Here is a 24,793-nt window from a genome sequence, read left to right as displayed (position 1 = left end):
CGCGATTGGTCCAGGGAAAGCATGTTGGGCCCGGAAGATCTCTACAATATGACATCAACAACGGTCAGGAGCAGGTCATGTTCGAACTCGATACGCCATGGTGGGAACTTGTGGTCCGGGCTGCGCTGGTCTTTTGCGCCCTGCTGCTGATGGTGCGGGTGTCGGGCCGGCGCACCATCGGCCAGTTCACGCCTTTCGACCTGCTGGTGGTGATGCTGCTCAGTGAAGCAGTAACAGGCTCGCTCACGGCCGGCGAGGAATCCGTCAGCGGGGGCCTGATCCTGGCCGCCACATTGGTTTGCCTGAACATGGGCGCGGCCTGGCTGACTTCCCGCAGCAAGATCATGTCCGACGCGCTCGACGGCACGGCGGTCCTGCTGGGACGAAACGGCAAGATCTTCAAGGACGTGCTCAAGAAATGCCGGCTGTCGGATACGGAAGTGAGCGAGGCGCTGCGTGAAGCAGACTGCAAGCTCGAAGAGATGGGCCACGTCTACCTGGAAGCTGACGGCAACATCACTATCCAGAAGAAGGAAGCGTCCCACAGTGACGACGAGAAAGGGACGAACAAGCGCTAAGGCAGCAGCCTAAGCCACGAAGCGGCGGGCCCACGCCGCCGCCGCAGCAGCCCAGAAAGATGGGACATCGGCGCAGGAGCAAACGTCAAGATCGAGGAACCGGGCGCACTGCTGCAGCACGGCAAGCGCTTCGCCGGCGCTGTTGACGGTGACGGCTGTGGCGCCGGTCTGCTTGGACAGCTTGTCGCCATCGGCATTTCTGACCACCGGCACGTGCAGGTAGCGCGGCGTCGGCACGCCCAGCAGGCGCTGGAGGTAGATCTGGCGCGGCGTGGAGTCGAGCAGGTCGGCGCCGCGCACCACGTCCGTCACGCCCTGCTGGGCATCATCGACCACCACTGCCAGCTGATAGGCCCAGAAGCCGTCGGCACGCCTGAGGACGAAGTCGCCTGCATCGCGCGCCAAATGCTGGATGACCGGGCCGGCCAGACGGTCGGCAAACGAGATAGCGTCCATCCCCGGTTCGGGAACGCGCACCCGCAGGCTGCGCATGCTGCGCCCCGGCGGCAGGCCGTGGCGGCAGGTGCCGGGATAGATGGCCGCGCCGTCGGGCGCCACGCCCAGGCGCGAATCGGCAATCTCGCGCCGGTTGCAGCCGCACGGATAGGCATGCGCGCCCAGGCGCTCGAACGCAGCCTGGTACAGGTGCTTGCGCCGGCTCTGCCACACCACCTCGCCATCCCACTGCATGCCCAGGCGCGGCAGCAGGTCGAGGATGGCGTCGGCGGCACCCGCGGCCACGCGCCCTTCATCCACATCTTCCATGCGCACCAGCCATTGTCCATGGTGGGCCCGGGCGTCCAGGTAGCTGGCCACGGCCGCCACCAGCGAACCGGCGTGCAGCAGGCCGGATGGCGATGGCGCGAAACGCCCGACGTACCGCTCCGGCTGCACCTGCATCAACCCTTCGGCACGGTCTTGGCCGCAGCTGGCTTGCCCTCCGCGGGCTTGGCTTGCGCCGGGCGCGATTCAAATTCCTTGACCAGTTTGGTGACCTGGTCCGCCACCTCGTTGGGAACGGCAATGGACAGCTGATAATGTTCGATCTCGAAACCCTTGTCGGTCTTGCGAATGACCCCGCTGGCCTGGCACGGCCCCATCTGGGTATCAAGCAGTTCGTCGAACCAGATAAACTTTTTGTCAGCCGACATGTAGACGTTGCGCTTGGTCGCCTTGAACGACCATGCCGATTTGCGGTCAAAGAAGCGCTTGGCCCATGCCTTGAACTGCTCGCGGTTCCACAGCTCGGTCTTGTCGGTGCCGATATAAATGCCGTTGGGCGCAATCTTGTCAAAGTACGCCATGCGGGCATGGGCCGCATCATCGTGCCATTCATCGATAAAGGCGTTGATCTGCTTGCGATAAGCCGTGTCAAGAGGCACACTCTGCGCCTGAGCGCCAACGCTGACGGCCAGCAGCAAAAGAGTAAGAATAAATTTTTTCATTGTTATTGCCTGTTCGGAAGACGATTGATTGTACACTCACGCAAAAATGTAACTATTTTAAAAACATGGGCATTTGTTCATGGTCACCTGTAGTATCTGTGTCAATAGGCCAACACCACCACCCAAGGATCTTCATGTCCCATCATCTTGCCATCGGCATTCTCGCCGCAGCGCTGGGCGCGCAGGACGTGGCAGCCGCCGTTGCCAGGGCGCCCCTCCAGCCGCCACAGGCAGCACCGGCAGCACCGGCAGCACCGGCCCCAGGCGGCACGCGGGAGACCACTGGGGATTCTACTGCGGCGGGCGAACCGGTGCCGCTTTCACCCAATTGGGCCAAACCGGTAGTGCCGTCAGACACTGTGATCCGGCGCGCCGTGCGCGAAACGCTGATCGTCGACGACGAGCGCGAAGCCGCGCAGGCCAAGGCCGCAGCCAAGGCGGCCGCCATTCCCGAGCGCTATACCATGAGTTCGAACCCGGACATGAAGCTCAACAAATATGAGCGCTTTGAAAAAGGCTTCATCGCAGCCAAGAAACCCGGCTGCCTGAGCCAGGATGGCCTCAAGCACCAGAACACCTTCATCTTCGGCGGTCTGCTGGCCCTGCCATTCATCCCGGTCGCCTTCTTGCGCGGCAAGTGCGTCCCATGAAAAAAGCGAGCTCGAAGCTCGCTTTTTTCTCAGTGCCGGTACCGCTTAACGCTGCTCGATCGGCTTGACGTCGCGCGTGGTGGCGCCGATGAAGAGCTGGCGCGGACGGCCGATCTTCTGCTCCGGGTCCGAAATCATTTCGTTCCACTGGGCGATCCAGCCGATGGTACGGGCCATGGCGAAAATACCGGTAAACAGCGATACCGGAATACCCAGTGCCGACTGCACGATACCCGAGTAGAAGTCCACGTTTGGATACAGCTTGCGCGAGACGAAGTATTCGTCTTCCAGGGCGATCTTTTCCAGCGCCATGGCCAGCTTGAACAGCGGGTCATCCTGCAGGCCCAGTTCTGCCAGCACTTCGTGGCAGGTTTCACGCATCAGCTTGGCACGTGGGTCAAAGTTCTTGTACACGCGGTGGCCAAAGCCCATCAGCTTGACGCCGGAATTCTTGTCTTTCACCTTGGCGATGAAGTCAGGAATGTTCTCGACGGTGCCGATTTCCTTGAGCATGTTCAGTGCCGCTTCGTTGGCGCCGCCGTGTGCCGGGCCCCACAGGCAGGCGATACCGGCAGCGATACAGGCAAACGGATTGGCGCCCGACGAGCCGGCCAGGCGGACGGTCGAGGTCGAGGCGTTCTGCTCGTGGTCTGCGTGCAGGATCAGGATGCGGTCCAGAGCCCGTACCAGCACGTCGTTGACAACGTACTCTTCGCACGGATTACCGAACATCATGCGCATGAAGTTGGCGCTGTACGACAGGTCGTTGCGCGGATAGACGAACGGCTGGCCGATCGAATACTTGTACGACATGGCCACCAGGGTCGGCATCTTGGCGATCAGGCGGATGGCCGACACTTCGCGGTGATGCGGGTCGTTGATGTCGAGCGAATCGTGGTAGAACGAGGCCAGCGCGCCCACGGTGCCGACCAGCACCGACATCGGGTGCGCGTCGCGGCGGAAGCCGCGGAAGAAAAATTGCATCTGCTCGTGCACCATGGTGTGCTTGGTGACGGTGTCGCTGAACTTCTGGTTCTCTGCCTTGTTCGGCAGTTCGCCATTCAGCAGCAGGTAGCAGGTTTCCAGGAAGTCGCAATTGACGGCCAGCTGCTCGATCGGGTAGCCGCGGTACAGCAGCTCGCCCTTGTCGCCGTCAATGTAGGTGATGCTGGAGTTACACGCCGCCGTCGACATGAAGCCTGGGTCATACGTGAACTTGCCGGTCTGGCCGTACAGCTTGCGGATGTCGATGACGTCCGGGCCGACGGTGCCCTTGTAGATCGGCATGTCGATGGGCGCGCTGCCATCGGAAAAGGACAGTGTTGCTTTTGTATCAGAGATGTTCATGGCACTTCCTTCTTGGGAGGTGAGGTCTTCAAAATAAAAATTACGAAACTTGGTTAAGCCTGGCGCAGGCGTGCCAGCAAGGCGCGCACATGCGGCAGGTCGACGTCACCTTCGGGCTCGCTGCGGCCAAGGATCAGATCCAGGAGCGGGTTGTCCGCCAGATCCAGCAGGCGCGTGAGCGCATCTACTTCCTCGTCGGTAAGACTTTCCTCATGCGCATCCAGGAAGCGGGTGAGCAGGATGTCGTTCTCGAGCAGGCCGCGGCGGCTGCGCCAGCGCAGCCGGGAGCGGTTGGCGGGATCGGATTGATGCGTAGTTACACTTGAGGTCACTCTTGAGCCCGTCGTCTTGTCAACATCATACTCCCGCTGCCGGATTTCGGCAGTACAGTACTTTTACGGTAACGAAACCGCGCGTTCGCACAGGAACGCGCGGGGACAGCCTGGAACAACAGCTCGCCGCGCTTAAATGGCGCGGCGCACCATCAATTCCTTGATCTTGCCAATTGCCTTGTTGGGATTCAAGCCCTTCGGGCACACATCCACGCAATTCATGATCGAGTGGCAGCGGAACAGGCGGTACGGGTCTTCCAGGTTGTCCAGGCGCGCGCCGGTGGCTTCGTCGCGCGAGTCGGCGATGAAGCGGTAGGCTTGCAAGAGGCCGGCCGGGCCGACGAACTTGTCCGGGTTCCACCAGAACGACGGGCACGAAGTGGAGCAGCAGGCGCACAGGATGCACTCGTACAGGCCGTCGAGCTCTTCGCGCTCGGCCGGGGTCTGCAGGCGCTCTTTTTCCGGCGGAATAGAGTCATTGATCAGGTAGGGCTTGATCGAATCGTACTGCTTGAAGAACTGGGTCATGTCCACGATCAGGTCGCGGATGACCGGCAGGCCGGCCAGCGGCCGCAGCACGATCGGCTGGGTCAGTTCGTTCAGGTTGGTGGTGCAGGCCAGGCCGTTCTTGCCATTGATGTTCATGGCGTCGGAACCGCACACGCCTTCACGGCACGAGCGGCGCAGGGCGATCGAGTCATCGACATCGGACTTGATGCGCTGCAGGGCGTCGAGCAGCATCTTGTCGGTGTCCTGCAGCTCCACCGTCACGTCCTGCATGTACGGCTTGGCGTCACGGTCCGGATCGTAACGGTAGATTTTCAGTTTTACGGTGCGTGTCATGGCTGACCTTAGAAAGTACGTGGTTTCGGCTTGAAGGTATCGACCGTCAGCGGCTTGGTGATCACAGGCTTGTACTCAAGGCGGTTGCCCTCCGAGTAGAACAGCGTGTGCTTCATCCAGACTTCATCGTTGCGCTCAGGGTAGTCGCTGTGCGCGTGGGCGCCGCGCGACTCCTTGCGTGCCACGGCCGATGCGATGGTGGCCTTGGCCGTTTCAATGAGGTTGTCCAGTTCCAGCGCTTCCACGCGGGCGGTGTTGAAGACCTTGGACTTGTCCTTGAACGAGACATGCTTGCGGCGCTCGTCGAGCACCATGATTTCCTTGTAGCCCTGCTGCAGCAGCGCGTCGGTACGGAACACGCCGCAATACTTCTGCATCGTGGCGCGGATGTCGTTGGCGACGCCCTGCACTTTTTCCGAACCGGTGGAGGTCTCCAGGCGGTTCATGCGCTCCATGGCGAAATCGGCGGCATCCTTCGGCAGCGGCTTGTTTTCCTTCTGCTTCAGGTTCGATGCCACCACGTGGTTGCCCGCGGCGCGGCCAAACACGATCAGGTCCAGCAGCGAGTTGGTGCCCAGGCGGTTGGCGCCGTGGACCGACACGCAGGCGCATTCGCCAATCGCATACAGGCCATTGACGATGGCGACTGGATTGCCATCCTTGGGCGCGACCACCTGGCCGTAGATGTTGGTCGGGATGCCGCCCATCTGGTAGTGAATGGTCGGCACAACGGGAATCGGTTCCTTGGTCGCGTCCACGTTGGCGAACTTGTGGCCGATTTCGAGAATCGACGGCAGGCGCTTTTCAATGGTGTCGGCGCCGATGTGGCGCAGGTCCAGCAGCACGTGGTCCTTGTTGGGACCACAGCCACGGCCTTCCTTGATTTCCTGGTCCATCGAGCGCGACACGAAGTCGCGCGGCGCCAGGTCCTTCAGGGTCGGCGCATAGCGCTCCATGAAACGCTCGCCTTCGCTGTTGATCAGGATGCCGCCTTCGCCGCGCACGCCTTCGGTGATCAACACGCCCGCGCCGGACACGCCGGTGGGGTGGAACTGCCAGAATTCCATGTCCTGCAGCGGCAGGCCGGCGCGTGCCGCCATGCCCATGCCGTCGCCGGTATTGATGAAGGCATTTGTGGAGGCGGCGAAAATGCGGCCGGCGCCGCCGGTGGCGAAGATGGTGGTCTTCGCTTCCAGGATCATGCATTCGCCGGTTTCCATCTCAAGGGCGACTACGCCCACGCAATCGCCCTCGGCGTCGCGGATGATGTCAATGGCCATCCACTCGACAAAGAAGTGGGTGCGGGCGCGCACGTTGCGCTGGTACAGGGTGTGCAGCAGGGCGTGGCCGGTACGGTCGGCCGCGGCGCAGGCGCGCTGCACCGGCTTTTCGCCGAAATTGGCGGTGTGGCCGCCGAACGGACGCTGGTAAATGGTGCCGTCCGGGTTGCGGTCGAAAGGCATGCCGAAGTGTTCAAGCTCGTAGACGACCTTGGGCGCTTCGCGGCACATGAATTCAATCGCATCCTGGTCGCCCAGATAGTCGCCACCCTTGACGGTGTCGAACATGTGCCAGTACCAGTCGTCCTCGCTCATGTTGCCGAGCGATGCGCCGATGCCGCCCTGCGCTGCCACGGTGTGGGAACGGGTGGGGAACACTTTGGACAGCACCGCGACATTGAGGCCTGCTTCGGCCAGCTGCAGCGAGGCGCGCATGCCGGAGCCGCCGGCGCCGATGATGACCGCATCGAAGCGGCGTGTTGGTAAACCTTTTTTAATTGCCGACACGATTACAGTCCCCAGAGAATTTGTACGGTGTAGAAGGCGCAAGCGACCAGCCACAGGATGGTGATGATCTGCAGGGTCAGGCGAATGCCGACCGGCTTGACGTAATCCATCCAGATGTCGCGCATGCCAACCCAGGCGTGGTAATACAGCGCCAGGAAGGTGACCAGGCTGAACAGCTTGAACCACTGCTGGGCAAACAGGGAAGCCCAGCCTTCGTAAGTGAAATTCTGACCGGTCAGGAAGGCGCCGAGCAGGACAAAGGTGTAGACGGCCATGACGATGGCGGTGATGCGCTGGGCCAGCCAGTCTTTCAGGCCATAGTGGGCGCCGACGACCAGGCGATTTTGCCCGATGTTATTCTTAGCCATTAAAATACTCCAAACAGTTTGAGGCCGGCCAGTGCGGTCAGCAACAGGCTGACGACCAGCACGGCAATGGCGCTGTTGCGCGAGGATTCTTTTTCCAGCGCCCAGTGCATGTCCATGAACAGGTGGCGGAAGCCGGCGCAGAAGTGCTGCATATAGGCCCAGATCAGGCCCAGCAGGACCAGCTTGACGAGCGGGTTTTCCATCACGCCGCGGATGTAGGCGTAAGTCATTTCGGACTGCACGCTCTGCTGGAACAGGTAGAGCAGGAACGGCAGTGCCAGGAACAGGCCGGCGCCGCTGACGCGGTGCAGGATCGATACCCAGCCGGCTGGCGGCAAACGGTAATTCGGTAATTCCGTGATGTGAATATTACGGAACTCGCGCCGCTCTTTTTTTGGAACTTCTTTCACGGCTTCGGACATAAGAGACCTCCCCTTGACTGACTTGTAAATGTACAACTCGACATTATCGCCAATTTTTGTGTGCCGCACCAATATCTAAATTGCACTTAAGGAAAAATATCGGCTGATTGCGCAACTTTGTGTGATTTTTGAGCAGCAAACAGTTTAATCGCTATGCATATTTCGTGCTGACCGCCGGGCCGGATGTCAATACCAAGGCGGGACAATCGCGGTTCGCCGAAGGCCGCTCACGACAGATCGTTCTGGTAATGGTGGTGCGCCGTCAGGTAAATGCCGCGCCGCAGTTCCACCGCCTTGTCGCCATAGGTAAACGAAACGCGCTCGGCGCACAATAGCGGCGTACCCTCTTCCACCTGCAGATACTGGGCTGCGGCGGCATCGGCGGCCACGGCGCGGATCTTTTCGCTGGCGCGGATCATGCGGGTGCCAAATTCCGATTCAAACAGACCGTACATGGGCCCCTTGTATTCCACCAGGCGCTCTGCCGTGAGACCCTTGAACAGCAGGCCCGGCAGCCACAGCTCTTCCAGGATGGTGGGGGCGCCGTCAAAGGCCATGACACGCTTGATGTAGACCACCGCGTCGCCGGATTTCAAGTCCAGCAGGCGCGCCACCTCAGCCGGCGCGCGCATGCGGCGCACTTCGATGATGCGGTTTTCCGGGTGATGGGGCACGCCTTCGTCGGGCATCAGGCGCAGGAAGCGGAAATGGGCCCGCGCCTCATGGTGCGTTGCCACAAACGTGCCCTTGCCCTGGCGGCGCGAGACCAGATTTTCAGCCGCCAGTTCATCGATGGCCTTGCGCACCGTGCCCTGGCTGACCTTGAAGCGCCCGGCCAGCTCCACTTCGCTCGGAATCATCTCGCCGGGCTTCCACTCGCCCGACTGCAGGCCCTGGGTGATGAGGGCCTTGATCTGCTGGTACAGGGGGCTGAAGGTGGGACTGGCGGCGATGGCAGCGGCGCCAGCGCCAGCACCGGCGGGCGTACCGGCAGCGGGCATGCCCGTAGCGGGTGCGCCGGTCCCGCTGGCCGGTGTACCATTGGCGTCTTTCGGGAGCGTGGTGACTGGATTCATAGACGCTGATTTCACCACAAATGACCGATGCAGTCTAGTAATAAACCCTCTACGTTATGTGTCTTATATAAGACATATGATATGAATTGACAGATGGGCCATGCACGCCTACACTCCCGGTCCATCCGGCCTACGCGCGCGCGGCCATGCAGGTGCCCTGACTGAGAGCTGTATCGGTTCCGGTTTTGGTATCATTATGGTTTTCCGAACAAGCGTACAGGTGTGCAGACACCGGCTTCACAGTTTTCATTCCCACTTGGAGATTCACATGGCTAAAACCCCAATGCGCGTTGCCGTCACCGGCGCGGCCGGTCAAATCGGTTATTCCCTGCTGTTCCGCATCGCTAACGGCGACATGCTGGGCAAGGACCAGCCGGTCATCCTGCAATTGCTGGAAATTGCCGACGAAAAGGCCCAGAAAGCGCTCAAGGGCGTCATGATGGAAATCGACGACTGCGCCTTCCCGCTGCTGGCCGGCATGACTGCCCATTCCGACCCGATGACCGCGTTCAAGGATGCCGACTTCGCCCTGCTCGTCGGCGCCCGCCCGCGCGGCCCCGGTATGGAGCGCAAGGACCTGCTGGAAGCCAATGCCCAGATCTTCACGGTACAGGGCAAGGCCCTGGACGCGGTTGCTTCGCGCAACGTCAAGGTCCTGGTGGTGGGCAACCCGGCCAACACCAATGCCTACATCGCCATGAAATCGGCGCCGTCGCTGCCGGCCAAGAACTTCACCGCCATGCTGCGCCTGGACCACAACCGCGCCCTGTCGCAGGTTGCGGCCAAGACCGGCAAGCCAGTGGCATCGATCGAAAAGCTGTGCGTGTGGGGCAACCACTCGCCAACCATGTACGCCGACTACCGCTTTGCCACCATTGACGGCGCCTCGGTCAAGGACATGATCGGCGACGACGCCTGGAACCGCGACACCTTCCTGCCAACCGTGGGCAAGCGCGGCGCCGCCATCATCGAAGCGCGCGGCCTGTCCTCGGCCGCCTCGGCAGCCAATGCCGCCATCGACCACATGCACGACTGGCACGTCGGCACCGACGGCAAGTGGACCACCATGGGCATTCCTTCGGATGGCTCGTACGGCATCCCTGAAGGCACCATGTTCGGCTTCCCGGTCACGGTAGCCAACGGCGAGTACAGCATTGTCCAGGGCCTGGCCATCGACGAGTTCTCGCAAGAGCGCATCAACCTCACGCTCAAGGAACTGACCGAAGAGCGCGAGGGCGTTGCCCACCTGCTCGCTTAAGTAAGGATGCGCCCGTGCCGCTTGCAAAGGCGGCATGGGCGCTGTCACGTTCGCCGTCACGGCTGAAAAGAGAAAAATGCATCCTTCCGAGGTTTTATTCCAGGGCAAACGACAGCCCCTTCTGCTTCCCGCCTGCGATCACTACGCCGGTTCGGAAAAGCTGATGCGCAAGTCGATGGCTCTGCAACAAGAGCTTGGCCCCCTGTTTGACATCACCTTCGATTGCGAAGACGGCGCCAGCGCCGGCGAAGAGCTTGAGCACGCCCAGCTGGTGGTGCGCCTGCTCAACGACGAGAGCAATTGCCATAACCGCATCGGCGTGCGTGTGCACGATCAGTCCAGCGAATTTTTCGAAGGCGATGTGGCCTTCATCGTTGGCGGCGCCGCGAGCAAGCTGGCGTATGTTGTGTTGCCAAAAGCCGACAGCGTGGAAGACGTCGCACGCGCCATCGAATTGATCAACAAGCATGCCGCCAAGGGCGGACGCACGGCCATGCTGCCGGTACACGTGTTGATTGAAACGCACGGCGCGCTGCGCGATGCCTATGCCATCGCCGCCCTGCCGCAAGTTGAATGCCTGTCATTTGGCATTATGGATTTTGTATCAGCCCACTACGGCGCCATTCCCGCAAATGCGATGCGCACGCCGGGCCAGTTTCAGCACCCGCTGGTAGTGCGCGCCAAGCTGGAAATCGTTGCTGCCTGCCATGCGCATGGCAAGATTCCGTCGCACAATGTGACCACCGAAATCAAGGATACGGCCGTGGTGGCCAACGATGCCCAGCGCGCCGCGGCCGAGTTTGGCTTTACGCGGATGTGGAGCATCCACCCCGACCAGATCAAGCCGATCATTAAAGCTTTTACACCACGCTTGTCGGAAGTACACGAAGCCACCAACATACTGACCGAAGCCATCAAGGCAAACTGGGGTCCGACCGCCCAAAACGGGCGCTTGCACGACCGCGCCAGCTATCGCTATTATTGGAGTGTTCTCCAGCGCGCGAAGCTGGCTGGCCTGGCCCTGCCCGACGCCGCCATCGCACTTGTCAATCACGACACACACACGGAATCCACCTGATGGCTCACCTGATTAGCAAAACCCTGCTCGCCCTTGGCATTGCCGTGGCGGGCAGTTCGCTATGCGCGCTCCCCGCGCAGGCACAAGAGGCAAAGAAAACGGCCAAGGCCAAACCGAAAGCAAAACCCAAGGCCAAAGCCAAGGCAGTCGATGACGACGCGCCAGTAGCCACGACGCCGGAAGATGAACCCGATATCACGGACAACAAGGTAGTGCAGTTTAACTGCGAACTTGGCAACGTGGTGACGGTCTATAGTCATGACAGTCAGGTCGATTCGATCGCGGTTCGCTGGCGCAAGCGCCTGCACCGCCTGACGCGGGTGGGCACCACCACAGGCGCCCAGCGCTACGAGAATCGCAATTACGGCCTGGTGTGGATCGGCATTCCTGCCAAGGGCATGCTGCTTGACTCCAAGCTCAATCGCCAGCTGGCGAACGAGTGCAAGACTGACCAGGATAATCCGATGTTCCTTGCCGGTGCTGCGCCGGCTGCACCGGTGGTCACTGCGGCTGTGCCGGTTATTGCCGCCGCGCCGCTGGCTGCCGCTGCGGCGACACCTGTTACTGCTGCGGCCCCGGTGGCCGCTGCCGCCCCCGTCGCTGCAACTGTGGCTTCCGCTCCGGTCGTCGCGGTGGCGCCGGTGGCAGCCGCCGCAGCTGCACCTGTGCCAGCAGCCGCACCTGTGACTGCAGCTACGCCTGTAACAGCTGCTGCGCCGGTTGCCGTGGCGGCTGCCCCGGTTGCCGTGGCCCCACCGCTTGCTCTCGCCTCTGGTGCGCTGCCAGAAGTAAAACCGCTGATTGCTTCACCGGCGGCACCAGTTATCGCCGCAGCACCGATGCAGTTCGTGCTGCCGGAAGTGAAGCCCTTGATCGCGGCGCCGGCCGGCTCGGCGGCGCCTGTGCCGGTGTCGCCTGCTCCTGCACCAGCTGCACGGCCTGCGGTTGCTCCAGCGCCAGCTGCGGCTCCTGCCGCACCGGCGGCTGCGCCTGCGAACGGTGTCACGCCCGCGGTAAGCCCAGCGGTAACGCCAGCGGCTCCGGCGGCTCCGGCAGCGGTGGTAGCGCCCGCCGCGCCAGCACGTCCTGCGACGGCTCCGGCGGCTGCCGCTTCCGCTGCTCCTGCCGCTCCTGCCGCTCCTGCTGCCCCTGCTGCCCCTGCTGCCCCTGCTGCCCCTGCTGCCCCTGCTGCGGCTCCCGCTCCTGCTGCTGCTCCCGCTGCCGGCCCTGTAGCCGCTCCGCTTACGCCGCCGGCCCCTGCGGCGGCGCCAGCGCAAGCAGCGCCGGTTCCAGCATCGTCCCAGTTGCCCGCAGCGCAGCCTGCAGTGCCGGCGCCTGCTGCTACGGCAGCGCCAGCGGCTCCGGCACCGGCAGCGCAGCCTGTCTACAAAACGTATGAGCCGCGTGTGCCGCCTGGTGCGGCCGATGCCAAGCCTGCTGCAGGCAAGCCCGTGGCGACGGAACCCGAGATCAAGCAATAGTCATCAAGCAGTCAATAACAAAATACCCCACTGAAGGAGAGGTCATGTCCCGCAACACACTGAACACGCTCAAGGATTTCAAACTGTCGGCCGGCCAGAAAGGCAAGTTCTACTCGCTGCCCGCGCTGGAGAAAAGCCTGGGTGTCAACGTCTCGCGCCTGCCGGTGTCGATCCGTGTCGTTCTCGAATCCGTGCTGCGCAATTGCGACGGCAAGAAGGTCACTGAAGAACACGTCAGGCAATTGGCGAACTGGGGTCCCAACGCCGACCGTACAGACGAGATCCCGTTCGTCGTTGCGCGCGTTGTGCTGCAGGACTTCACCGGCGTGCCGCTGCTGGCCGACCTGGCAGCGATGCGCAATGTCGCCAACAAGATGGGCATGGACCCGAAGAACATCGAACCGCTGGTCCCGGTGGACCTGGTGGTTGACCACTCCGTCACCATCGACCACTACCGCGATCCTAAAGCGCTCGACCTGAACATGAAGCTGGAGTTCTCGCGCAACCAGGAACGCTATCAGTTCATGAAGTGGGGCATGCAAGCCTTCGACACCTTTGGCGTGGTGCCACCAGGCTTCGGCATTGTTCACCAGGTGAACCTGGAGTACCTGGCGCGCGGCGTGCACAAGGCCGGCGACACCTACTACCCTGACACCCTGGTCGGCACCGACTCGCACACCACCATGATCAACGGTATCGGCGTGGTTGGCTGGGGCGTGGGCGGCATTGAAGCTGAAGCCGGCATGCTGGGCCAGCCCGTCTATTTCCTGACTCCCGACGTCATCGGCGTGAACCTGACCGGCGCGCTGCGCGAAGGCTGCACCGCCACCGACCTGGTACTGACCATCACCGAAATGCTGCGCCGTGAAAAAGTGGTTGGCAAGTTCGTTGAATTCTTTGGTGCCGGTACCGAGACGCTGTCGCTGACCGACCGCGCGACCATCGCCAACATGGCACCGGAATACGGCGCCACGATGGGCTTCTTCCCGGTTGATGACGCGACCATCGAATACTTTGAAGGTACCGGCCGCACCGAAGAAGAAATCGTCGCATTCAAGAATTACTTCAAGGCCCAGGGCATGTACGGCGTGCCACAGGAAGGCGAGATCGACTACACCCGCGTCGTCGCGCTCGACCTGGCCACCGTCACCCCGTCGCTGGCAGGCCCGAAACGCCCACAGGACCGCATTGAAATCGGCAACGTCAAGAACAACTTTACGGAACTGTTCTCCAAGCCGACCACGGAAAACGGTTTCAACAAGAACCCGATGGACCTGACGTCGCACTACACCACCGCCAATGGCGTCCAGGTGCGCAATGGCGACGTCCTGATTGCCGCTATCACCTCCTGCACCAACACCTCGAATCCGAGCGTGCTGCTGGCCGCAGGCCTGCTGGCCAAGAAGGCCGTCGAAGCGGGACTGACGGTGGCTCCGCACATCAAGACGTCGCTGGCTCCTGGCTCGCGCGTAGTGACGGAGTACCTGAGCGCCGCCGGCCTGTTGCCATACCTGGAAAAGCTGGGCTTTGGCGTGGCCGCATACGGCTGCACCACCTGCATCGGCAATGCCGGTGACCTGACGCCGGAAATGAATGCCGCCATCGTGGAACACGACATCGTCGCGTCGGCTGTCCTGTCGGGCAACCGCAATTTCGAAGCACGTATTCACCCGAACATCCGCTCGAACTTTCTGGCCTCGCCGCCGCTGGTCGTGGCGTACGCCATTGCCGGCAATATGACGCGCGACCTGATGAGCGAGCCAGTCGGCCGGGGCACGGACGGCAAGGATGTCTACCTGGGCGACATCTGGCCGACCTCGAAGGAAATCGGCCAGCTGATGAAGTTCGCCATGAATTCGGAAGTCTTCAAGAAGAACTACGCCGACGTCAAGGGCAACCCCGGCAAGCTGTGGCAAAACGTGTCGTCGACCGAAGGCCAGGTGTACAACTGGCCAAAATCGACCTACATCGCCGAGCCGCCCTTCTTTGAAGGCTTCGAGATGACGCCAAAGGCAGCGGCCACCGGCATCACCGGCGCACGCGCACTGGGCGTGTTCGGCGACTCGATCACCACCGACCACATTTCGCCGGCAGGCTCGATCCAGGAAAGCGGCCCGGCGGGCAAGTGGCTGCTCGCGAACGGCGTGCAGAAGGCAGACTTCAACTCGTACGGTTCGCGCCGCGGCAATCACGAGATCATGATGCGCGGCACCTTTGCCAACGTGCGTATCAAGAACCGCATGATTCCGGCCAAGCCTGATGGTTCGGCGGTCGAAGGCGGCATTACGATTCACCAGCCGAGCGGCGAGCAGATGTCGATCTACGACGCGGCCATGAAATATGTGGCCGACGGCGTGCCGACCATGGTATTTGGCGGTGAAGAGTATGGCACTGGTTCCTCGCGCGACTGGGCGGCCAAGGGTACGCAGCTGTTGGGCGTGAAGGCGGTCATCACCCGTTCGTTCGAGCGTATTCACCGTTCCAACCTGGTTGGCATGGGCGTGCTGCCGCTGCAGTTTATCGGCGAGGACAGCGTGCAGACGCTTAACATCACCGGTAACGAGACGTTCGACCTGAAAGGCCTGGAAGGCGAGATCAAGCCACAGCAGCTCGCTACCCTGGTCATTCACCGCGCCAATGGCGATGTGCAGGAGGTGAAGGTTCTGCTGCGTATCGATACCCCGATCGAAGTCGACTACTACAAGCACGGCGGTATTTTGCCGTTTGTCTTGCGCCAACTGCTTGCGGCTTAACGCAATCTTGTGCAAAGTTAAAAGCGCCGGTCGTCCCGGCGCTTTTTTTATGTCGAGAGCAAAACATTTACAATCGCGACAAGATTAATCTTTGAATATCGGATTTCAGGCGAAAGGTTAACTTGGCTATTACAGCGACCGCAGGCAACGCCACCGGATCGATCGCTCCACGGCGACCTTCTTGGGCAGACATGCATACTCATTATCCAGGAAAGGAAATCGAAACCGAGGAATTGTATACAAAGATCGGCAACCAATTTAAGGGCGCCCATAAGCATTCCTGGATGGAGAATACGTGCGCGGTTCGAATGTCCTATGCCCTCCTTCGAAGTGGATTTGGGTTATCCAGAACGTCGGATCCCGCGGCGAGCAAATTGGGGGCTGACAAGCGATGGTATTGGCTGCGCGTGGCAGACTTGCGTGCCGAGTTAGTTGCGCGCTTCAAGGGGTTTGACGCGGAGTTGTCATTCGAATTACTCGACACCGCACTGGCCGAGGATGAAGACGCTCTAACGGTCCAGTTCGAGGCTCGTAAAGCCAAGGCGACGGAGTTTTTCAAGACGCATCTCCTATCAAAAAACGGAATTATTGTTTTCAAGGTGGAAGGTTGGAGCAATGCGACCGGGCATTTCACTCTTTGGGATGGCACGGCTCGAAAGCTTGCCTTCGCAAATGATCATGACGACCCCCAGTCGCGTAGCTTCTATCCTTGGCTAACCACTGTAGGCATAAACAAGGAAACTAAGAAGAAGTTTTTGGTCCAGGTTCAACATATCCAATTTTGGGAACTGAAATGAGCACTCCCATGCATATGAGGGTCGTTTTTATTTTTGTCATGCTGCTGCAAGTCGCGACGGCATCAGGAGCGCACAAATGCCCGCTCACGAACGTAAACCGCGTGTGGTCTGGAAAATGCTTCGACACGACGCGCGCGGTTAGGACGGTAAAGAAGGAATTCAGGAAAAACTTAGTGATAGGTCGCGAGCGTTCCACGTCCGTTGTCATCTCTAATCCGCCGGAACTGGTTACGATTTTGAGGAATGGAACGGTATTACGCCACAGATATGGGCAAGTTTTAGAATTCGACTTCGAGCCAACTGATGGCGAAACTGGCCGGTTCGGGTATTTAGCGAAGGATGCCAACAATGAGACGATTTCCAAGTGCGGCTACTACGAACGCGCACCGTTCCGCGTCCTCGTCCCGCCAATCTACGACCAGTGCAAATCATTCAAGGACGGGCATGCGTTGGTGTGCATTGGATGTACTTCCCAGTGTGACAGCGGAGACTGCCATGATTCTGATTTCGTGGGTGGCCAAGGCTACATCATCAACGATAAAAACGAAGTTCTTGAAGAGGTCGAATTGCCTGCTTTGCCGCTATGCAGCAGTAAGGGTAGCCCCATTCGGGCAGGCATTAACTGCCGGGTCCCATTGGAACAATAATCCTCACTCTCGGCTTGCCGATTACTTTGCAGGAACAACACATGGCTGGTGAAATCATTCGCAAAGGCGACCCGACCAATCACGGCGGCACGGTGCTGGAAGGATCGCTGACCGATATCTGTCATGGCCAACCCATCGCTTACATGGGTCACAAGGTGTCTTGCCCGCAGTGCAAGGGCACGTATCCTATCGTGGAAGGCGTCTTGACGACGACCTTTTACGGCAAGGGTGTCGCCGTAGCCGGCATGAAGACTGTAAGCGGCCAGCCGGCCCACCTATGAATTCCTAATCACACTGGCCACACTGCATCCCTCGTACTTTAGGAGGACAGTGTGAACAACGTGGAACGCGAGCAGGTATGGCAGGAGCGGGTAGCTCAATGGCAGGCAAGCGGCTTGTCCCAGCGCGCCTACGCAATCCAACATGGTTTCCCAGCGCGCCAGGTCGGCTACTGGGTGCGGCGATTGACGGGTGTGCAAACGTCGGCGCTGCTACCGGTGCGGGTGGTGGGCGTGCCGGCGGCGATGCCGACGATCACGCTACGTAGTGAGCGCGGCTGGACCTTGACGCTGCCCGGCGCGATACCGGCCAGCTGGCTGGCCGAAGTGATGCGGGCGCTTTGATGCAGCTGTCGGCCAATGCAATCTGGCTGGCGACGGCAGCGGTGGACATGCGCATCGGCATCGACGGGCTGTCCTTGCATGTGCAGCAGGCGCTGGGGCGGCCGCCATGCGATGGCACGGCATACGTGTTTGCCAACCGTCGCCGTACGCGCCTGAAGATGGTCTGCTGGGATGGCACGGGCGTGTGGATGTGCCTGCGCCGCCTGCACCGGGGCCAGTTTGTCTGGCCCCAAGTTGACGACGCCTGCTGGCAGATCAGCGCCGAACAATGGCAATGGCTGGTCGCTGGCGTGGACTGGCAACGCCTGTCGGCACCGGCACCAGCGCAGTGGCGACTGTGAGGACGTAAACTGTTTCGCTTGTAAACATCGTCCGTGCTCTGTAAACTACTGAGCCATGGACCTGCTCAACGAACTCGCCGATCTGGATATCGCTCCTGCCGCCTTGGCGAAGGTGCAGGCATTGTTCGAGCAGCAGCAGGCCAAGCTGGCACAGCGCGACGCTGTGCTCGCTGAGAAGGACTTCAAGATCACCGCGCTGACGCACGAGCTGGCGTACTACAAGCGGGTTCGCTTCGGCAAGGCCAGCGAAGCACTCGTCGGCGCGCAGCGGCTGCTGTTTGAAGAAACGGTCGATACGGACCTGGCAGCCATCGACGAGGAACTTCAAGCGCAGGCCCCCGTAAATCGGCAGCGCAAGCGCGCCGGGCGCCAACCGCTGCCAGCGCATCTGGAACGCATCGAGCACCGTCATGAGCCCGAGTCGTGCCTGTGCGGTCAATGCGGCGCCGACCTGGTCAAGATCGGCGAAGACGTAAGCGAACAGCTGGACGTGGAACCGGCGCGCTTCTTCGTGCATCGCCACATCCGCCCGCAGTATGCGTGCCGTCCTTGCGAGACGGTGACGGCGGCGCCTATCCCGCCAGCCGTCATCGACGGCGGCATGGCCGCTGTCGGGCTGCTGGCCTGGATCGCGGTGTGCAAGTACCTTGACCACTTGCCCCTCTACCGCATCGAACAGATTGCCGCGCGTGACGGCGTGCCACTGGCCCGCTCTACGCTCGGCGAATGGATCGGGCGCATCGGTGTGGCCTTGCAGCCGCTGGCTGACCGCTTGGCCGAACTGCTCAGGCAACGAAGTTGCCTGCATGCCGACGAAACCCCGGTGCGCCAGCTCGATCCTGGCAGCGGCAAGACCAAACACGCCTATCTGTGGGCCTACCGCTCCAACGTACTCGATGACGGGTCGGGCATCGTCGTGTTCGATTACCAGACCAGTCGCGCTGGGGCGCACGCTCGCGCCTTCCTGCAGCAATGGCGCGGCCATCTAATGGTGGACGACTATGTCGGCTACAAGGCGCTGTTTACGGCAGGCCCCACCGAGCTCGCTTGCCTGGCCCACATCAGGCGCAAGTTCTTCGACGTCCACGCTGCTAGCGGCAGCCCGGTGGCCGAGGAAGCACTACGGCGCATTGGGCAGCTGTACGCCATCGAGCAGCAAGCGGCGGGGATGACGGCGCAACAGCGCGCAGCGTTGCGTGAGCAGCTCGCCATGCCAGTGCTGGCCGACTTGCATGGCTGGCTGGTGGCGACCCAGCGCAGCGTCGCTGCTGGCAGTGGCACGGCCAAGGCCATCGAGCATGCTCTCAAGCGCTGGGCGGCGCTGCAGTGCTATGCCAGCTCGGGCAGCCTTCCGATTGACAATAATCCGGTCGAGAATGCGATACGCCCCATCGCCATCGGCAAGAAGAACTGGCTGTTTGCCGGCTCCGAGCGCGCGGGCCGCCGCGCCGCTGCCATCCAGAGCCTGTTCGCTACCGCCAAGCTTAACGGCCTGGACCCGGCTCGCTGGCTCGCCGACACCCTCGCAAAGCTTCCCACCTGCCCCAACAGCAAAATCGACTCGCTGCTACCGTTCGCAAACTCTACACAGACTTAAACGCTGGTAGAAGGTGGCTGGGCTGGCCGCTTACTGAAGACTGCCTGCGGCGCCACGCTGATTGCAACCCAGTTCACCGATATCGTGGAAACAGGCGGCGGTTCTTCGACTGCTGCCGCGGCCTCGCAAGCGCTCGTTGAGCCATTTTCCGCGGCGCCGGCCACTGCCGCAGCAGCTAGTGCCGCCAGCGCTGCCGGCCAAACCGCAGCGCCGAACGAGAAGACCGGCAACAAGGAAAAAAAGGGCACGGCGATCTCCTGGTCATATGGCGAAGACGAAACGCCTGTCAGCGGCGCGTCCCGCTTTTATGTCGATCTGAATGTGCACGTCACGACGGAAAACTATGCCCCTGGCGAGATGGTCGACATCACCATCGAAGACGATGATGGCGCCGACATCGTCGAAGGCGTCAAACAGCTCACCTTGCGGGCCAGGGTTGATGCCGAGGGCAAGGCCAAAGTGATGAACGCATTTGCAGGCAAGACCATCATCACCGTGCCCGAAGAATCCGCGGCCTGAATCTCGACCTGATTGCGCCAGCGCAAATGCCCATTTGAAACGCCAGCTTGTCTGGCGTTTTTCATTGCTTGAGGGCTCCCTATGCAGGCACACTCGTACAAAATGGCACAGCGCCGCGCGGTTTCATGTCCGGAATCGGAATGCACTACAATAGGGCTGATAAGGGTTTATCATTGTTCCTAATTTACTGATCCCGCATGAGTTCTGCTCATGCTTAACTTAAAGATCCTTATACCTCATGCGCCGTCCATCGAAAGATTCATCCCCCAAACTGTCGGCCGAGAGCCAGCGCCTGGTCAGCATCAGCCAGGCCATCGTACAGGCGGCCAGCCGCGTCGAGGAACGAGCCTTGGAGCGCCAGCTTGATGCCCAGCTCCAGAAGCTGCTCAAGACCGGGCACCAGGACACCATCGACACCACCCTCAATACCCTGTTCAAGGAAGACCTCAACGCTTATGACACGCTGATGGAAGGCGTGGAAGCGGTCAGCGAATCGTCCATCATGGTCGACTCGGTCGACGGCGTCGATACCACCTACCAGGCGCTGCTCGTGGCCGCCCCCATTCTGGCCTGGACCCGCTTTGCGATTGCCTCCGGCACCATCCCGCCGGACACGCTGGCCACGCTGTCAGCCCACTTCAGCGCGCACCTTCTGGCCGACGGCGTGCGCATGTCGATGGCGCCCACCCTGTTCGCCATCGACCAGCTGCCGCGCAGCCATGCCGAAACCTACGCCGCCACCCACAAGCTGGCCCAGGCAGCCTACAAGGGCACGCCCATCAAGCCCCTGGCCAAGGCGGCTGAAACGGCGCCCTTCCTGGCCGATACGCGCTACCTGCTGGTGGCCATCGTGGCCCCGCTGGGCGCGCCATTGTTCCGCTGGCAGGAGCCGCAGCACCAGATGAATTTCACCATCGAGCGCGCCAATTCGCTGGAACAGTGGCAGACGCAGGCCAGCGACACCGTGTCGCGCCTGATGCCAGGCTGCGGCATCGAACTGCTGCTGCCGGAAGCCTACTACGTGGCTTGCCGCGAAGCGGACAAGCTGATCCGCCCGGTGTCGATCCGCGCCGCCGTGCACTACCTGACCAACACGCTCGGCGTGCAGGCCTCGGACCTGCGCGCGGTGGTCGCCGGCTTTGGCGAGGAAGCAGCCGACGGCCAGATCGACGAGTACCGCGTGGCATTCACCATGCGCCAGACAACCGACGTCATCTACGGCATTGTGTGGCCGCTGTACGGACAGGAGGACGAGGATGGCACGCCGGTGGAAGGCTTGCTGGCGGCGGGCATGGAGATGGAGCTGCAAAAGGCGCCGCTCGATGAAATCCTGGGCCACCTCAACGAAGCGGGCATCACCCACATCAAGCGCCATCACGAGCGCTTCATCGCGGAATACTGCGACGATTGTGGCGGGCCGCTGTTTGCCGATCCCGTGGGCGAGCTGGTCCACGCAGAGATGCCGGAAGATGCGCCACCCGGGAACGAGCACTTCCATTAAATACAAAAGGGGAAAGCAAGCTTTCCCCTTTTTTCCGTCGGTGCAGCTGAACCGGCTACCAGCGCGAATAGGGGGCGCGGATCAGGCTGGAATTAAAGTAACGCCGGTCGTGCGTGACCTCGGCGCCAATCCAGTCCGGCCGCTCGAACGCCTCGTCTTCCGCCCCCAGTTCGATTTCGGCAACCACCAGGCCCAGATTGGCGCCCAGGAACTCGTCCACTTCCCACACGTGGCTGCCCACGGGAATGCGGCGCCGGTACTTTTCAATCAAGGGCTGCTCGCACAATCGGTCAAGTAGTTCTGCCGCCTCCGTGACTGGAATCGCATATTCCCATTCGGCGCGCGTGGCGCCCTCGCTGCGCCCCTTGACGGTCATGGTGCCAGTGTCGCCTTCAATGCGCACGCGCACCGTGCGGTCCGGATTGGACGAGAGATAACCCTGGCGCAGCAGCACGGCCTGGCCCAGGGTGCGCCAGGCATCGCTGACAACGAGGAACTTGCGCTCGATTTCAATGCCCATCGCTTAAGCGAGCGCACTGAGGATGGGCTGCAGCAGCGCCTTGCCCAATTCGGCGCTGCGGGCGCCGTTCCACCCGGTGTACTCGTCGGGCAGGTTGGCGTTATCCTTGAACGGCATCTCCAGCGTCAGCGCCAGGCAGCCGAAGTGGTGGCCGATGTACTTGGACGCAAGCGTAAGCATGTCTTCCTTGTACCTGCTGATCGGGTAGCCGTGCACGTTCTGGAAATCGGGGCTCGCCAGCATGTACTGGTCCACGAATGCCTTTTGCATGGCGTCCCGTTCGGGCGTGAAATTTTGCAGCATTTCATTGCCCGCCACGAAGTTGTAGGGCAGATCTTCATCACCGTGGATGTCGAAGAACATGTCGCAGCCAACCTCATGGATTTTCGTCTTGACGCACAGCACTTCCGGACTGCGCTCGGGCGACGGTGTCATCCATTCGCGGTTCAGGTTGGCACCAGCGGCGTTGGTACGCAGGTTGCCGCGCACCGCGCCGTCCGGGTTCATGTTGGGAACGATGTAGAACACGGCGCGCTGCAAGAGCTTGCGCGAAATGGGATTGGCATTGTCGAGCAGCGCATCCATGAGGCCTTCGACAAACCATTCGGCCATGGTTTCACCCGGGTGCTGGCGCGCGATGACCCAGATCTTTTTCTCCGCCGCAGGGTTGCCGATGACGACCATGTTCATGTCGCGACCGTCCACGGTAGTGCCGATGTCGTGCACCCGGGCGATGGGATTTTCTGCCACTTCCCCGAGCAGGCGCAAATGGCGCTCCCATGAGTAGGGCTCGAAATAGGCGTAGTAGACGCTGTCGAGTTCCGGTGTGTGGGTCACCGTCATGATCTGGCCGTCAAAACTGGTGGGCACGCGGAACCAGTTTTCCGTGTCATAGCTCGCCGCCACCTGGTAGCCACGGAACCCGCTGGGATAGGCAGCCTTGCCGGCGTTAAGAAAGCGAATGGTGCATTCTTCGCCGCGCGCGCCTTGCAGGCGGAAATGGAACCACTGGCGGATGTCGGCGTGCGAGTCGGCCCGCAGGTTCAGGTCGATCTGGCGCGCATTGTCGGCCTGGACAACCTCGATGGCGCCTGAGTCGAAATGCTGGCTGATTTTGATGGGCATGAAATGATCCTTTTGTCAGTGGTTCACAAAGAAGAGCATCATACCCGCATTCACGCGCAAGTCGAAGTCAGAACACCCCGAGGTCCATCAGGTCGCCCCGGTAGTTCGCAAGAAACTGGCGCATGGCTTCCACGTTAGTCCGGTTCAGCAAAAGACGCATGGGGCTCTTGTGGTCCAGCTCGAGCTGCATGGTGACTGCATCGGCGTGCTGGTGGCACTTGACGCTCACGGCGCGCGGCGTAATGTGGTCATCCCAGTCGCGCTGGGCGATCTGCGGATAGTGCACCGGTGGCGGCAAATCGGGGTCCTGGTTGACCGGCATGTGCTCGAGCAGCCAGAACACGATATGCGCGGGGAAAAATACACAGGCATCGCTGCCGCCAGCAACGCTGAACTTTACCAACAACATGTTGCCGATCGGATCGCACGCGACGGTGAGACCTTTGACTTCACGGATACCCGCTTGTTTTGCCACGACTTGACCTCAAAAGTTGAAAAACGCGTCGCAATTTTACCCTATTGCAAAGGTCGGAAGCAAAGCGCGGCCAAGGGAGCAGTTGCTCCCAGGCTGTCAACGCGGCTTGGCGCCACCCTCGCTTTTCCGGGCGGCAGACGGCTTGCCGGCCTGCTGGCGGCCGGCGTGCCCGGGTTTGCCCTGCGCATCGGCTTCGGCACGCCCGCCTTGCTTGCTGGCGCCGGTGCGGGCAGCGCTGTCGTCGGCCTGGCGGTTGCCATGGCTCATGCTGCCGGCGCGGCGCGCTTCTTCGGATGTGAACTCGTGCGCAGTTCCTTTTTGATGGGCAGCCTTGCCGCCTTCGCTGGCAATCTCGCGCTGGCGCTGCGGGTCCATCGATGCAAAGCCGCGACTGCTGGTGCCGCCTTGCTTATTGCCTTCCTTGTTCGTTGCCATGATGTGCTCCTTGGACAAAGCCCGGAACGGACGCCGGACCAATACTCATCTTAGGAAGCATTGGGCGGCACTGCCATAGGAAAATTCCGCGGAGAGCCTAGGAAGAAATGTAGAACGTCGTGGACGGGGAAACATGCTGCCGCAGGCTTGTCCCACTGGCCCGTTGTCCTACAGGCATGCCGGTAGTGTTCTGATGGTGGCGTGACGAGTGCAAGCGCATGATGGAACCCTGGCAACGCCGACTATGGTCGGATTGTGCGGACTGAGTGGTGCAAGCGCCCTCCTCCGCAGGCGTTGCCACCTTTCACCAATCAGAACCGGAGGCACCATGAATTCGAACCAGCGCAGCCAGGGAAACAATCAGTCCGACAACGGCGGCAATGAAAAATCCGTGTCTTCCTCGCGCGGCGGTACCGTTGAGAAAGACAACCTTAACCAGTCACAGCAATCGGGCACCCTGAACGGCTCGACCAATGTCGGCTCCCAGCAGGGCAGCCAGCGCCAGGATCCGATCGGCTCGCAGCAGCGCGGGGCGGACAGCCCGGAGAGCACCGGCCGCACCGGCTCGCAGACCGGCAATGAGCAGCAGGCCAGGCCGCAGGTGAACAATAAGTCGAATGCGGCAGGCGAAAGCTACCCCATGAGTCCCGCCACCAATAGCCTGTCGGCCGACCGCAAGATGGATGAGGATACGGGCCTGTCCAATACCGTCAACCAGCCGCGCCAGGTGGACCAGATCCGTCAGGAGCGTGAGCACAGCAATGCCGGCCGCAAGCAGTGATCAGGACGGCTGAC

Annotated in this window: 28 protein-coding genes; 15 read left to right on the top strand and 13 right to left on the bottom strand. The window is 61.3% G+C overall.

Features of this window, described 5'->3' with window-relative positions; translation table 11 throughout:
• Positions 1-77: 77 nt before the first annotated feature.
• Entirely contained in the window at positions 78-578 is a 501-nt protein-coding gene (locus KY495_RS16085; protein WP_219880392.1) for a DUF421 domain-containing protein, read from the top strand.
• A gap of 9 nt (positions 579-587) precedes the next feature.
• On the opposite strand, the gene gluQRS is transcribed toward KY495_RS16085, so the two are convergent.
• Together gluQRS and KY495_RS16075 are read right to left on the bottom strand one after the other, a co-directional pair.
• Positions 588-1,478 (bottom strand): tRNA glutamyl-Q(34) synthetase GluQRS, encoded by an 891-nt coding sequence (gene gluQRS, locus KY495_RS16080; RefSeq protein ID WP_219880391.1) that lies wholly within the window; start codon positions 1,476-1,478, stop codon positions 588-590.
• Positions 1,478-2,023 carry a nuclear transport factor 2 family protein gene (locus tag KY495_RS16075; RefSeq protein ID WP_219880390.1) on the bottom strand — a complete coding sequence of 182 codons (546 nt, stop codon included), beginning with the start codon at positions 2,021-2,023 and terminating at the stop codon, positions 1,478-1,480. The genes gluQRS and KY495_RS16075 overlap by 1 nt, the downstream gene beginning before the upstream one ends.
• 134 nt (positions 2,024-2,157) lie before the next feature.
• Here KY495_RS16075 and KY495_RS16070 point away from each other — a divergent pair, with 134 nt between their 5' ends.
• Positions 2,158-2,673, top strand: coding sequence for a hypothetical protein (locus tag KY495_RS16070; RefSeq protein ID WP_219880389.1), 516 nt, complete (start codon positions 2,158-2,160; stop codon positions 2,671-2,673).
• 45 nt (positions 2,674-2,718) lie between these two features.
• Here the strand turns inward: KY495_RS16070 and KY495_RS16065 are convergent, their stop codons facing one another.
• The 7 genes from KY495_RS16065 to KY495_RS16035 all read right to left on the bottom strand — a co-directional run bounded on the left by KY495_RS16065 (position 2,719) and on the right by KY495_RS16035 (position 8,773).
• Entirely contained in the window at positions 2,719-4,020 is a 1,302-nt protein-coding gene (locus KY495_RS16065; RefSeq protein WP_219880388.1) for a citrate synthase, read from the bottom strand.
• 53 nt (positions 4,021-4,073) lie between these two features.
• Positions 4,074-4,352, bottom strand: a complete 279-nt coding sequence (locus tag KY495_RS16060) for a succinate dehydrogenase assembly factor 2 (RefSeq protein WP_219880387.1) — start codon at positions 4,350-4,352, stop codon at positions 4,074-4,076.
• Positions 4,353-4,484: 132 nt separating this feature from the next.
• Positions 4,485-5,195: a succinate dehydrogenase iron-sulfur subunit gene (locus KY495_RS16055; protein ID WP_219880386.1), complete on the bottom strand. Its 711-nt coding sequence runs from the start codon at positions 5,193-5,195 to the stop codon at positions 4,485-4,487.
• An 8-nt stretch (positions 5,196-5,203) separates the two neighbouring features.
• Complete coding sequence (sdhA, locus tag KY495_RS16050) at positions 5,204-6,982, bottom strand: succinate dehydrogenase flavoprotein subunit (protein ID WP_219880385.1); 1,779 nt, start codon at positions 6,980-6,982, stop codon at positions 5,204-5,206.
• Positions 6,983-6,984: 2 nt separating this feature from the next.
• Complete coding sequence (sdhD, locus tag KY495_RS16045; RefSeq protein ID WP_219880384.1) at positions 6,985-7,350, bottom strand: succinate dehydrogenase, hydrophobic membrane anchor protein; 366 nt, start codon at positions 7,348-7,350, stop codon at positions 6,985-6,987.
• Positions 7,350-7,772 carry a succinate dehydrogenase, cytochrome b556 subunit gene (sdhC, locus tag KY495_RS16040; protein ID WP_219880383.1) on the bottom strand — a complete coding sequence of 141 codons (423 nt, stop codon included), beginning with the start codon at positions 7,770-7,772 and terminating at the stop codon, positions 7,350-7,352. The genes sdhD and sdhC overlap by 1 nt, the downstream gene beginning before the upstream one ends.
• Before the next feature lie 227 nt (positions 7,773-7,999).
• Positions 8,000-8,773 (bottom strand): GntR family transcriptional regulator, encoded by a 774-nt coding sequence (locus tag KY495_RS16035; protein WP_229518634.1) that lies wholly within the window; start codon positions 8,771-8,773, stop codon positions 8,000-8,002.
• Positions 8,774-9,116: 343 nt separating this feature from the next.
• Here KY495_RS16035 and KY495_RS16030 point away from each other — a divergent pair, with 343 nt between their 5' ends.
• The 12 genes from KY495_RS16030 (at position 9,117) to KY495_RS15975 (ending at position 21,443) form a co-directional block, all read left to right on the top strand.
• Positions 9,117-10,106 carry a malate dehydrogenase gene (locus KY495_RS16030; protein ID WP_219880381.1) on the top strand — a complete coding sequence of 330 codons (990 nt, stop codon included), beginning with the start codon at positions 9,117-9,119 and terminating at the stop codon, positions 10,104-10,106.
• Positions 10,107-10,182: 76 nt separating this feature from the next.
• Positions 10,183-11,184: a CoA ester lyase gene (locus tag KY495_RS16025; protein ID WP_219880380.1), complete on the top strand. Its 1,002-nt coding sequence runs from the start codon at positions 10,183-10,185 to the stop codon at positions 11,182-11,184.
• On the top strand, positions 11,184-12,665 hold the full coding sequence (locus KY495_RS24310; protein ID WP_307728191.1) for a hypothetical protein: 1,482 nt from the start codon (positions 11,184-11,186) through the stop codon (positions 12,663-12,665). The genes KY495_RS16025 and KY495_RS24310 overlap by 1 nt, the downstream gene beginning before the upstream one ends.
• A 44-nt stretch (positions 12,666-12,709) precedes the next feature.
• The gene (gene acnA / locus KY495_RS16015; protein WP_219880379.1) at positions 12,710-15,418 is read left to right on the top strand and encodes an aconitate hydratase AcnA; all 2,709 of its coding nucleotides are present in this window, start codon (positions 12,710-12,712) and stop codon (positions 15,416-15,418) included.
• A 122-nt stretch (positions 15,419-15,540) separates the two neighbouring features.
• Complete coding sequence (locus tag KY495_RS16010; RefSeq protein ID WP_219880378.1) at positions 15,541-16,215, top strand: T6SS effector amidase Tae4 family protein; 675 nt, start codon at positions 15,541-15,543, stop codon at positions 16,213-16,215.
• Positions 16,212-16,862: a hypothetical protein gene (locus KY495_RS16005; RefSeq protein ID WP_219880377.1), complete on the top strand. Its 651-nt coding sequence runs from the start codon at positions 16,212-16,214 to the stop codon at positions 16,860-16,862. The genes KY495_RS16010 and KY495_RS16005 overlap by 4 nt, the downstream gene beginning before the upstream one ends.
• Positions 16,863-16,903: 41 nt before the next feature.
• Positions 16,904-17,143, top strand: a complete 240-nt coding sequence (locus KY495_RS16000; RefSeq protein ID WP_219880376.1) for a PAAR domain-containing protein — start codon at positions 16,904-16,906, stop codon at positions 17,141-17,143.
• A 51-nt stretch (positions 17,144-17,194) separates the two neighbouring features.
• On the top strand, positions 17,195-17,485 hold the full coding sequence (locus tag KY495_RS15995) for a hypothetical protein (protein ID WP_219880375.1): 291 nt from the start codon (positions 17,195-17,197) through the stop codon (positions 17,483-17,485).
• On the top strand, positions 17,485-17,826 hold the full coding sequence (tnpB, locus tag KY495_RS15990) for an IS66 family insertion sequence element accessory protein TnpB (protein ID WP_219880374.1): 342 nt from the start codon (positions 17,485-17,487) through the stop codon (positions 17,824-17,826). Before KY495_RS15995 ends, tnpB begins: the two co-directional genes overlap by 1 nt.
• A 55-nt stretch (positions 17,827-17,881) precedes the next feature.
• Entirely contained in the window at positions 17,882-19,423 is a 1,542-nt protein-coding gene (locus KY495_RS15985; RefSeq protein WP_219880373.1) for an IS66 family transposase, read from the top strand.
• Positions 19,424-19,507: 84 nt separating this feature from the next.
• Entirely contained in the window at positions 19,508-19,942 is a 435-nt protein-coding gene (locus KY495_RS15980; protein ID WP_219880372.1) for a hypothetical protein, read from the top strand.
• 238 nt (positions 19,943-20,180) lie between these two features.
• The gene (locus tag KY495_RS15975) at positions 20,181-21,443 is read left to right on the top strand and encodes a DUF2863 family protein (protein WP_219880371.1); all 1,263 of its coding nucleotides are present in this window, start codon (positions 20,181-20,183) and stop codon (positions 21,441-21,443) included.
• A 55-nt stretch (positions 21,444-21,498) separates the two neighbouring features.
• On the opposite strand, the gene KY495_RS15970 is transcribed toward KY495_RS15975, so the two are convergent.
• The 4 genes from KY495_RS15970 to KY495_RS15955 form a co-directional block, all read right to left on the bottom strand.
• A complete protein-coding gene (locus KY495_RS15970; protein WP_219880370.1) occupies positions 21,499-21,963 on the bottom strand; it encodes a CYTH domain-containing protein in 465 nt (154 codons plus the stop codon).
• 3 nt (positions 21,964-21,966) lie between these two features.
• Complete coding sequence (locus tag KY495_RS15965) at positions 21,967-23,088, bottom strand: M14-type cytosolic carboxypeptidase (RefSeq protein WP_219880369.1); 1,122 nt, start codon at positions 23,086-23,088, stop codon at positions 21,967-21,969.
• A gap of 67 nt (positions 23,089-23,155) precedes the next feature.
• The gene (locus KY495_RS15960) at positions 23,156-23,563 is read right to left on the bottom strand and encodes a hypothetical protein (RefSeq protein ID WP_229518331.1); all 408 of its coding nucleotides are present in this window, start codon (positions 23,561-23,563) and stop codon (positions 23,156-23,158) included.
• A 96-nt stretch (positions 23,564-23,659) separates the two neighbouring features.
• The gene (locus KY495_RS15955; protein WP_219880368.1) at positions 23,660-23,998 is read right to left on the bottom strand and encodes a KGG domain-containing protein; all 339 of its coding nucleotides are present in this window, start codon (positions 23,996-23,998) and stop codon (positions 23,660-23,662) included.
• Positions 23,999-24,326: 328 nt separating this feature from the next.
• Between KY495_RS15955 and KY495_RS15950 the strand changes: the two genes are divergently transcribed.
• A complete protein-coding gene (locus KY495_RS15950) occupies positions 24,327-24,779 on the top strand; it encodes a hypothetical protein (protein ID WP_219880367.1) in 453 nt (150 codons plus the stop codon).
• Positions 24,780-24,793 lie beyond the last annotated feature (14 nt).

It is taken from the genome of Massilia sp. PAMC28688 (assembly GCF_019443445.1).
In the GTDB taxonomy this organism is placed as follows: domain Bacteria; phylum Pseudomonadota; class Gammaproteobacteria; order Burkholderiales; family Burkholderiaceae_D; genus Telluria_A.
This window is presented reverse-complemented; position numbering and strand designations above follow the sequence as displayed.

Coding starts and splice junctions, on each gene's coding strand:
- acnA (WP_219880379.1), top strand. CDS start 12,710: ATGTCCCGCAACACACTGAACACGCTCAAGGATTTCAAACTGTCGGCC.
- KY495_RS15970 (WP_219880370.1), bottom strand. CDS start 21,963: ATGGGCATTGAAATCGAGCGCAAGTTCCTCGTTGTCAGCGATGCCTGG.
- KY495_RS16025 (WP_219880380.1), top strand. CDS start 10,183: ATGCATCCTTCCGAGGTTTTATTCCAGGGCAAACGACAGCCCCTTCTG.
- KY495_RS16030 (WP_219880381.1), top strand. CDS start 9,117: ATGGCTAAAACCCCAATGCGCGTTGCCGTCACCGGCGCGGCCGGTCAA.
- KY495_RS16085 (WP_219880392.1), top strand. CDS start 78: ATGTTCGAACTCGATACGCCATGGTGGGAACTTGTGGTCCGGGCTGCG.
- tnpB (WP_219880374.1), top strand. CDS start 17,485: ATGCAGCTGTCGGCCAATGCAATCTGGCTGGCGACGGCAGCGGTGGAC.
- sdhD (WP_219880384.1), bottom strand. CDS start 7,350: ATGGCTAAGAATAACATCGGGCAAAATCGCCTGGTCGTCGGCGCCCAC.
- KY495_RS16000 (WP_219880376.1), top strand. CDS start 16,904: ATGGCTGGTGAAATCATTCGCAAAGGCGACCCGACCAATCACGGCGGC.
- KY495_RS16065 (WP_219880388.1), bottom strand. CDS start 4,020: ATGAACATCTCTGATACAAAAGCAACACTGTCCTTTTCCGATGGCAGC.
- gluQRS (WP_219880391.1), bottom strand. CDS start 1,478: ATGCAGGTGCAGCCGGAGCGGTACGTCGGGCGTTTCGCGCCATCGCCA.
- KY495_RS16075 (WP_219880390.1), bottom strand. CDS start 2,023: ATGAAAAAATTTATTCTTACTCTTTTGCTGCTGGCCGTCAGCGTTGGC.
- KY495_RS16055 (WP_219880386.1), bottom strand. CDS start 5,195: ATGACACGCACCGTAAAACTGAAAATCTACCGTTACGATCCGGACCGT.
- KY495_RS15950 (WP_219880367.1), top strand. CDS start 24,327: ATGAATTCGAACCAGCGCAGCCAGGGAAACAATCAGTCCGACAACGGC.
- KY495_RS16035 (WP_229518634.1), bottom strand. CDS start 8,773: ATGCCCGCTGCCGGTACGCCCGCCGGTGCTGGCGCTGGCGCCGCTGCC.
- KY495_RS24310 (WP_307728191.1), top strand. CDS start 11,184: ATGGCTCACCTGATTAGCAAAACCCTGCTCGCCCTTGGCATTGCCGTG.
- KY495_RS15975 (WP_219880371.1), top strand. CDS start 20,181: ATGCGCCGTCCATCGAAAGATTCATCCCCCAAACTGTCGGCCGAGAGC.
- KY495_RS16005 (WP_219880377.1), top strand. CDS start 16,212: ATGAGCACTCCCATGCATATGAGGGTCGTTTTTATTTTTGTCATGCTG.
- KY495_RS15985 (WP_219880373.1), top strand. CDS start 17,882: ATGGACCTGCTCAACGAACTCGCCGATCTGGATATCGCTCCTGCCGCC.
- KY495_RS15965 (WP_219880369.1), bottom strand. CDS start 23,088: ATGCCCATCAAAATCAGCCAGCATTTCGACTCAGGCGCCATCGAGGTT.
- sdhC (WP_219880383.1), bottom strand. CDS start 7,772: ATGTCCGAAGCCGTGAAAGAAGTTCCAAAAAAAGAGCGGCGCGAGTTC.
- KY495_RS15955 (WP_219880368.1), bottom strand. CDS start 23,998: ATGGCAACGAACAAGGAAGGCAATAAGCAAGGCGGCACCAGCAGTCGC.
- KY495_RS16070 (WP_219880389.1), top strand. CDS start 2,158: ATGTCCCATCATCTTGCCATCGGCATTCTCGCCGCAGCGCTGGGCGCG.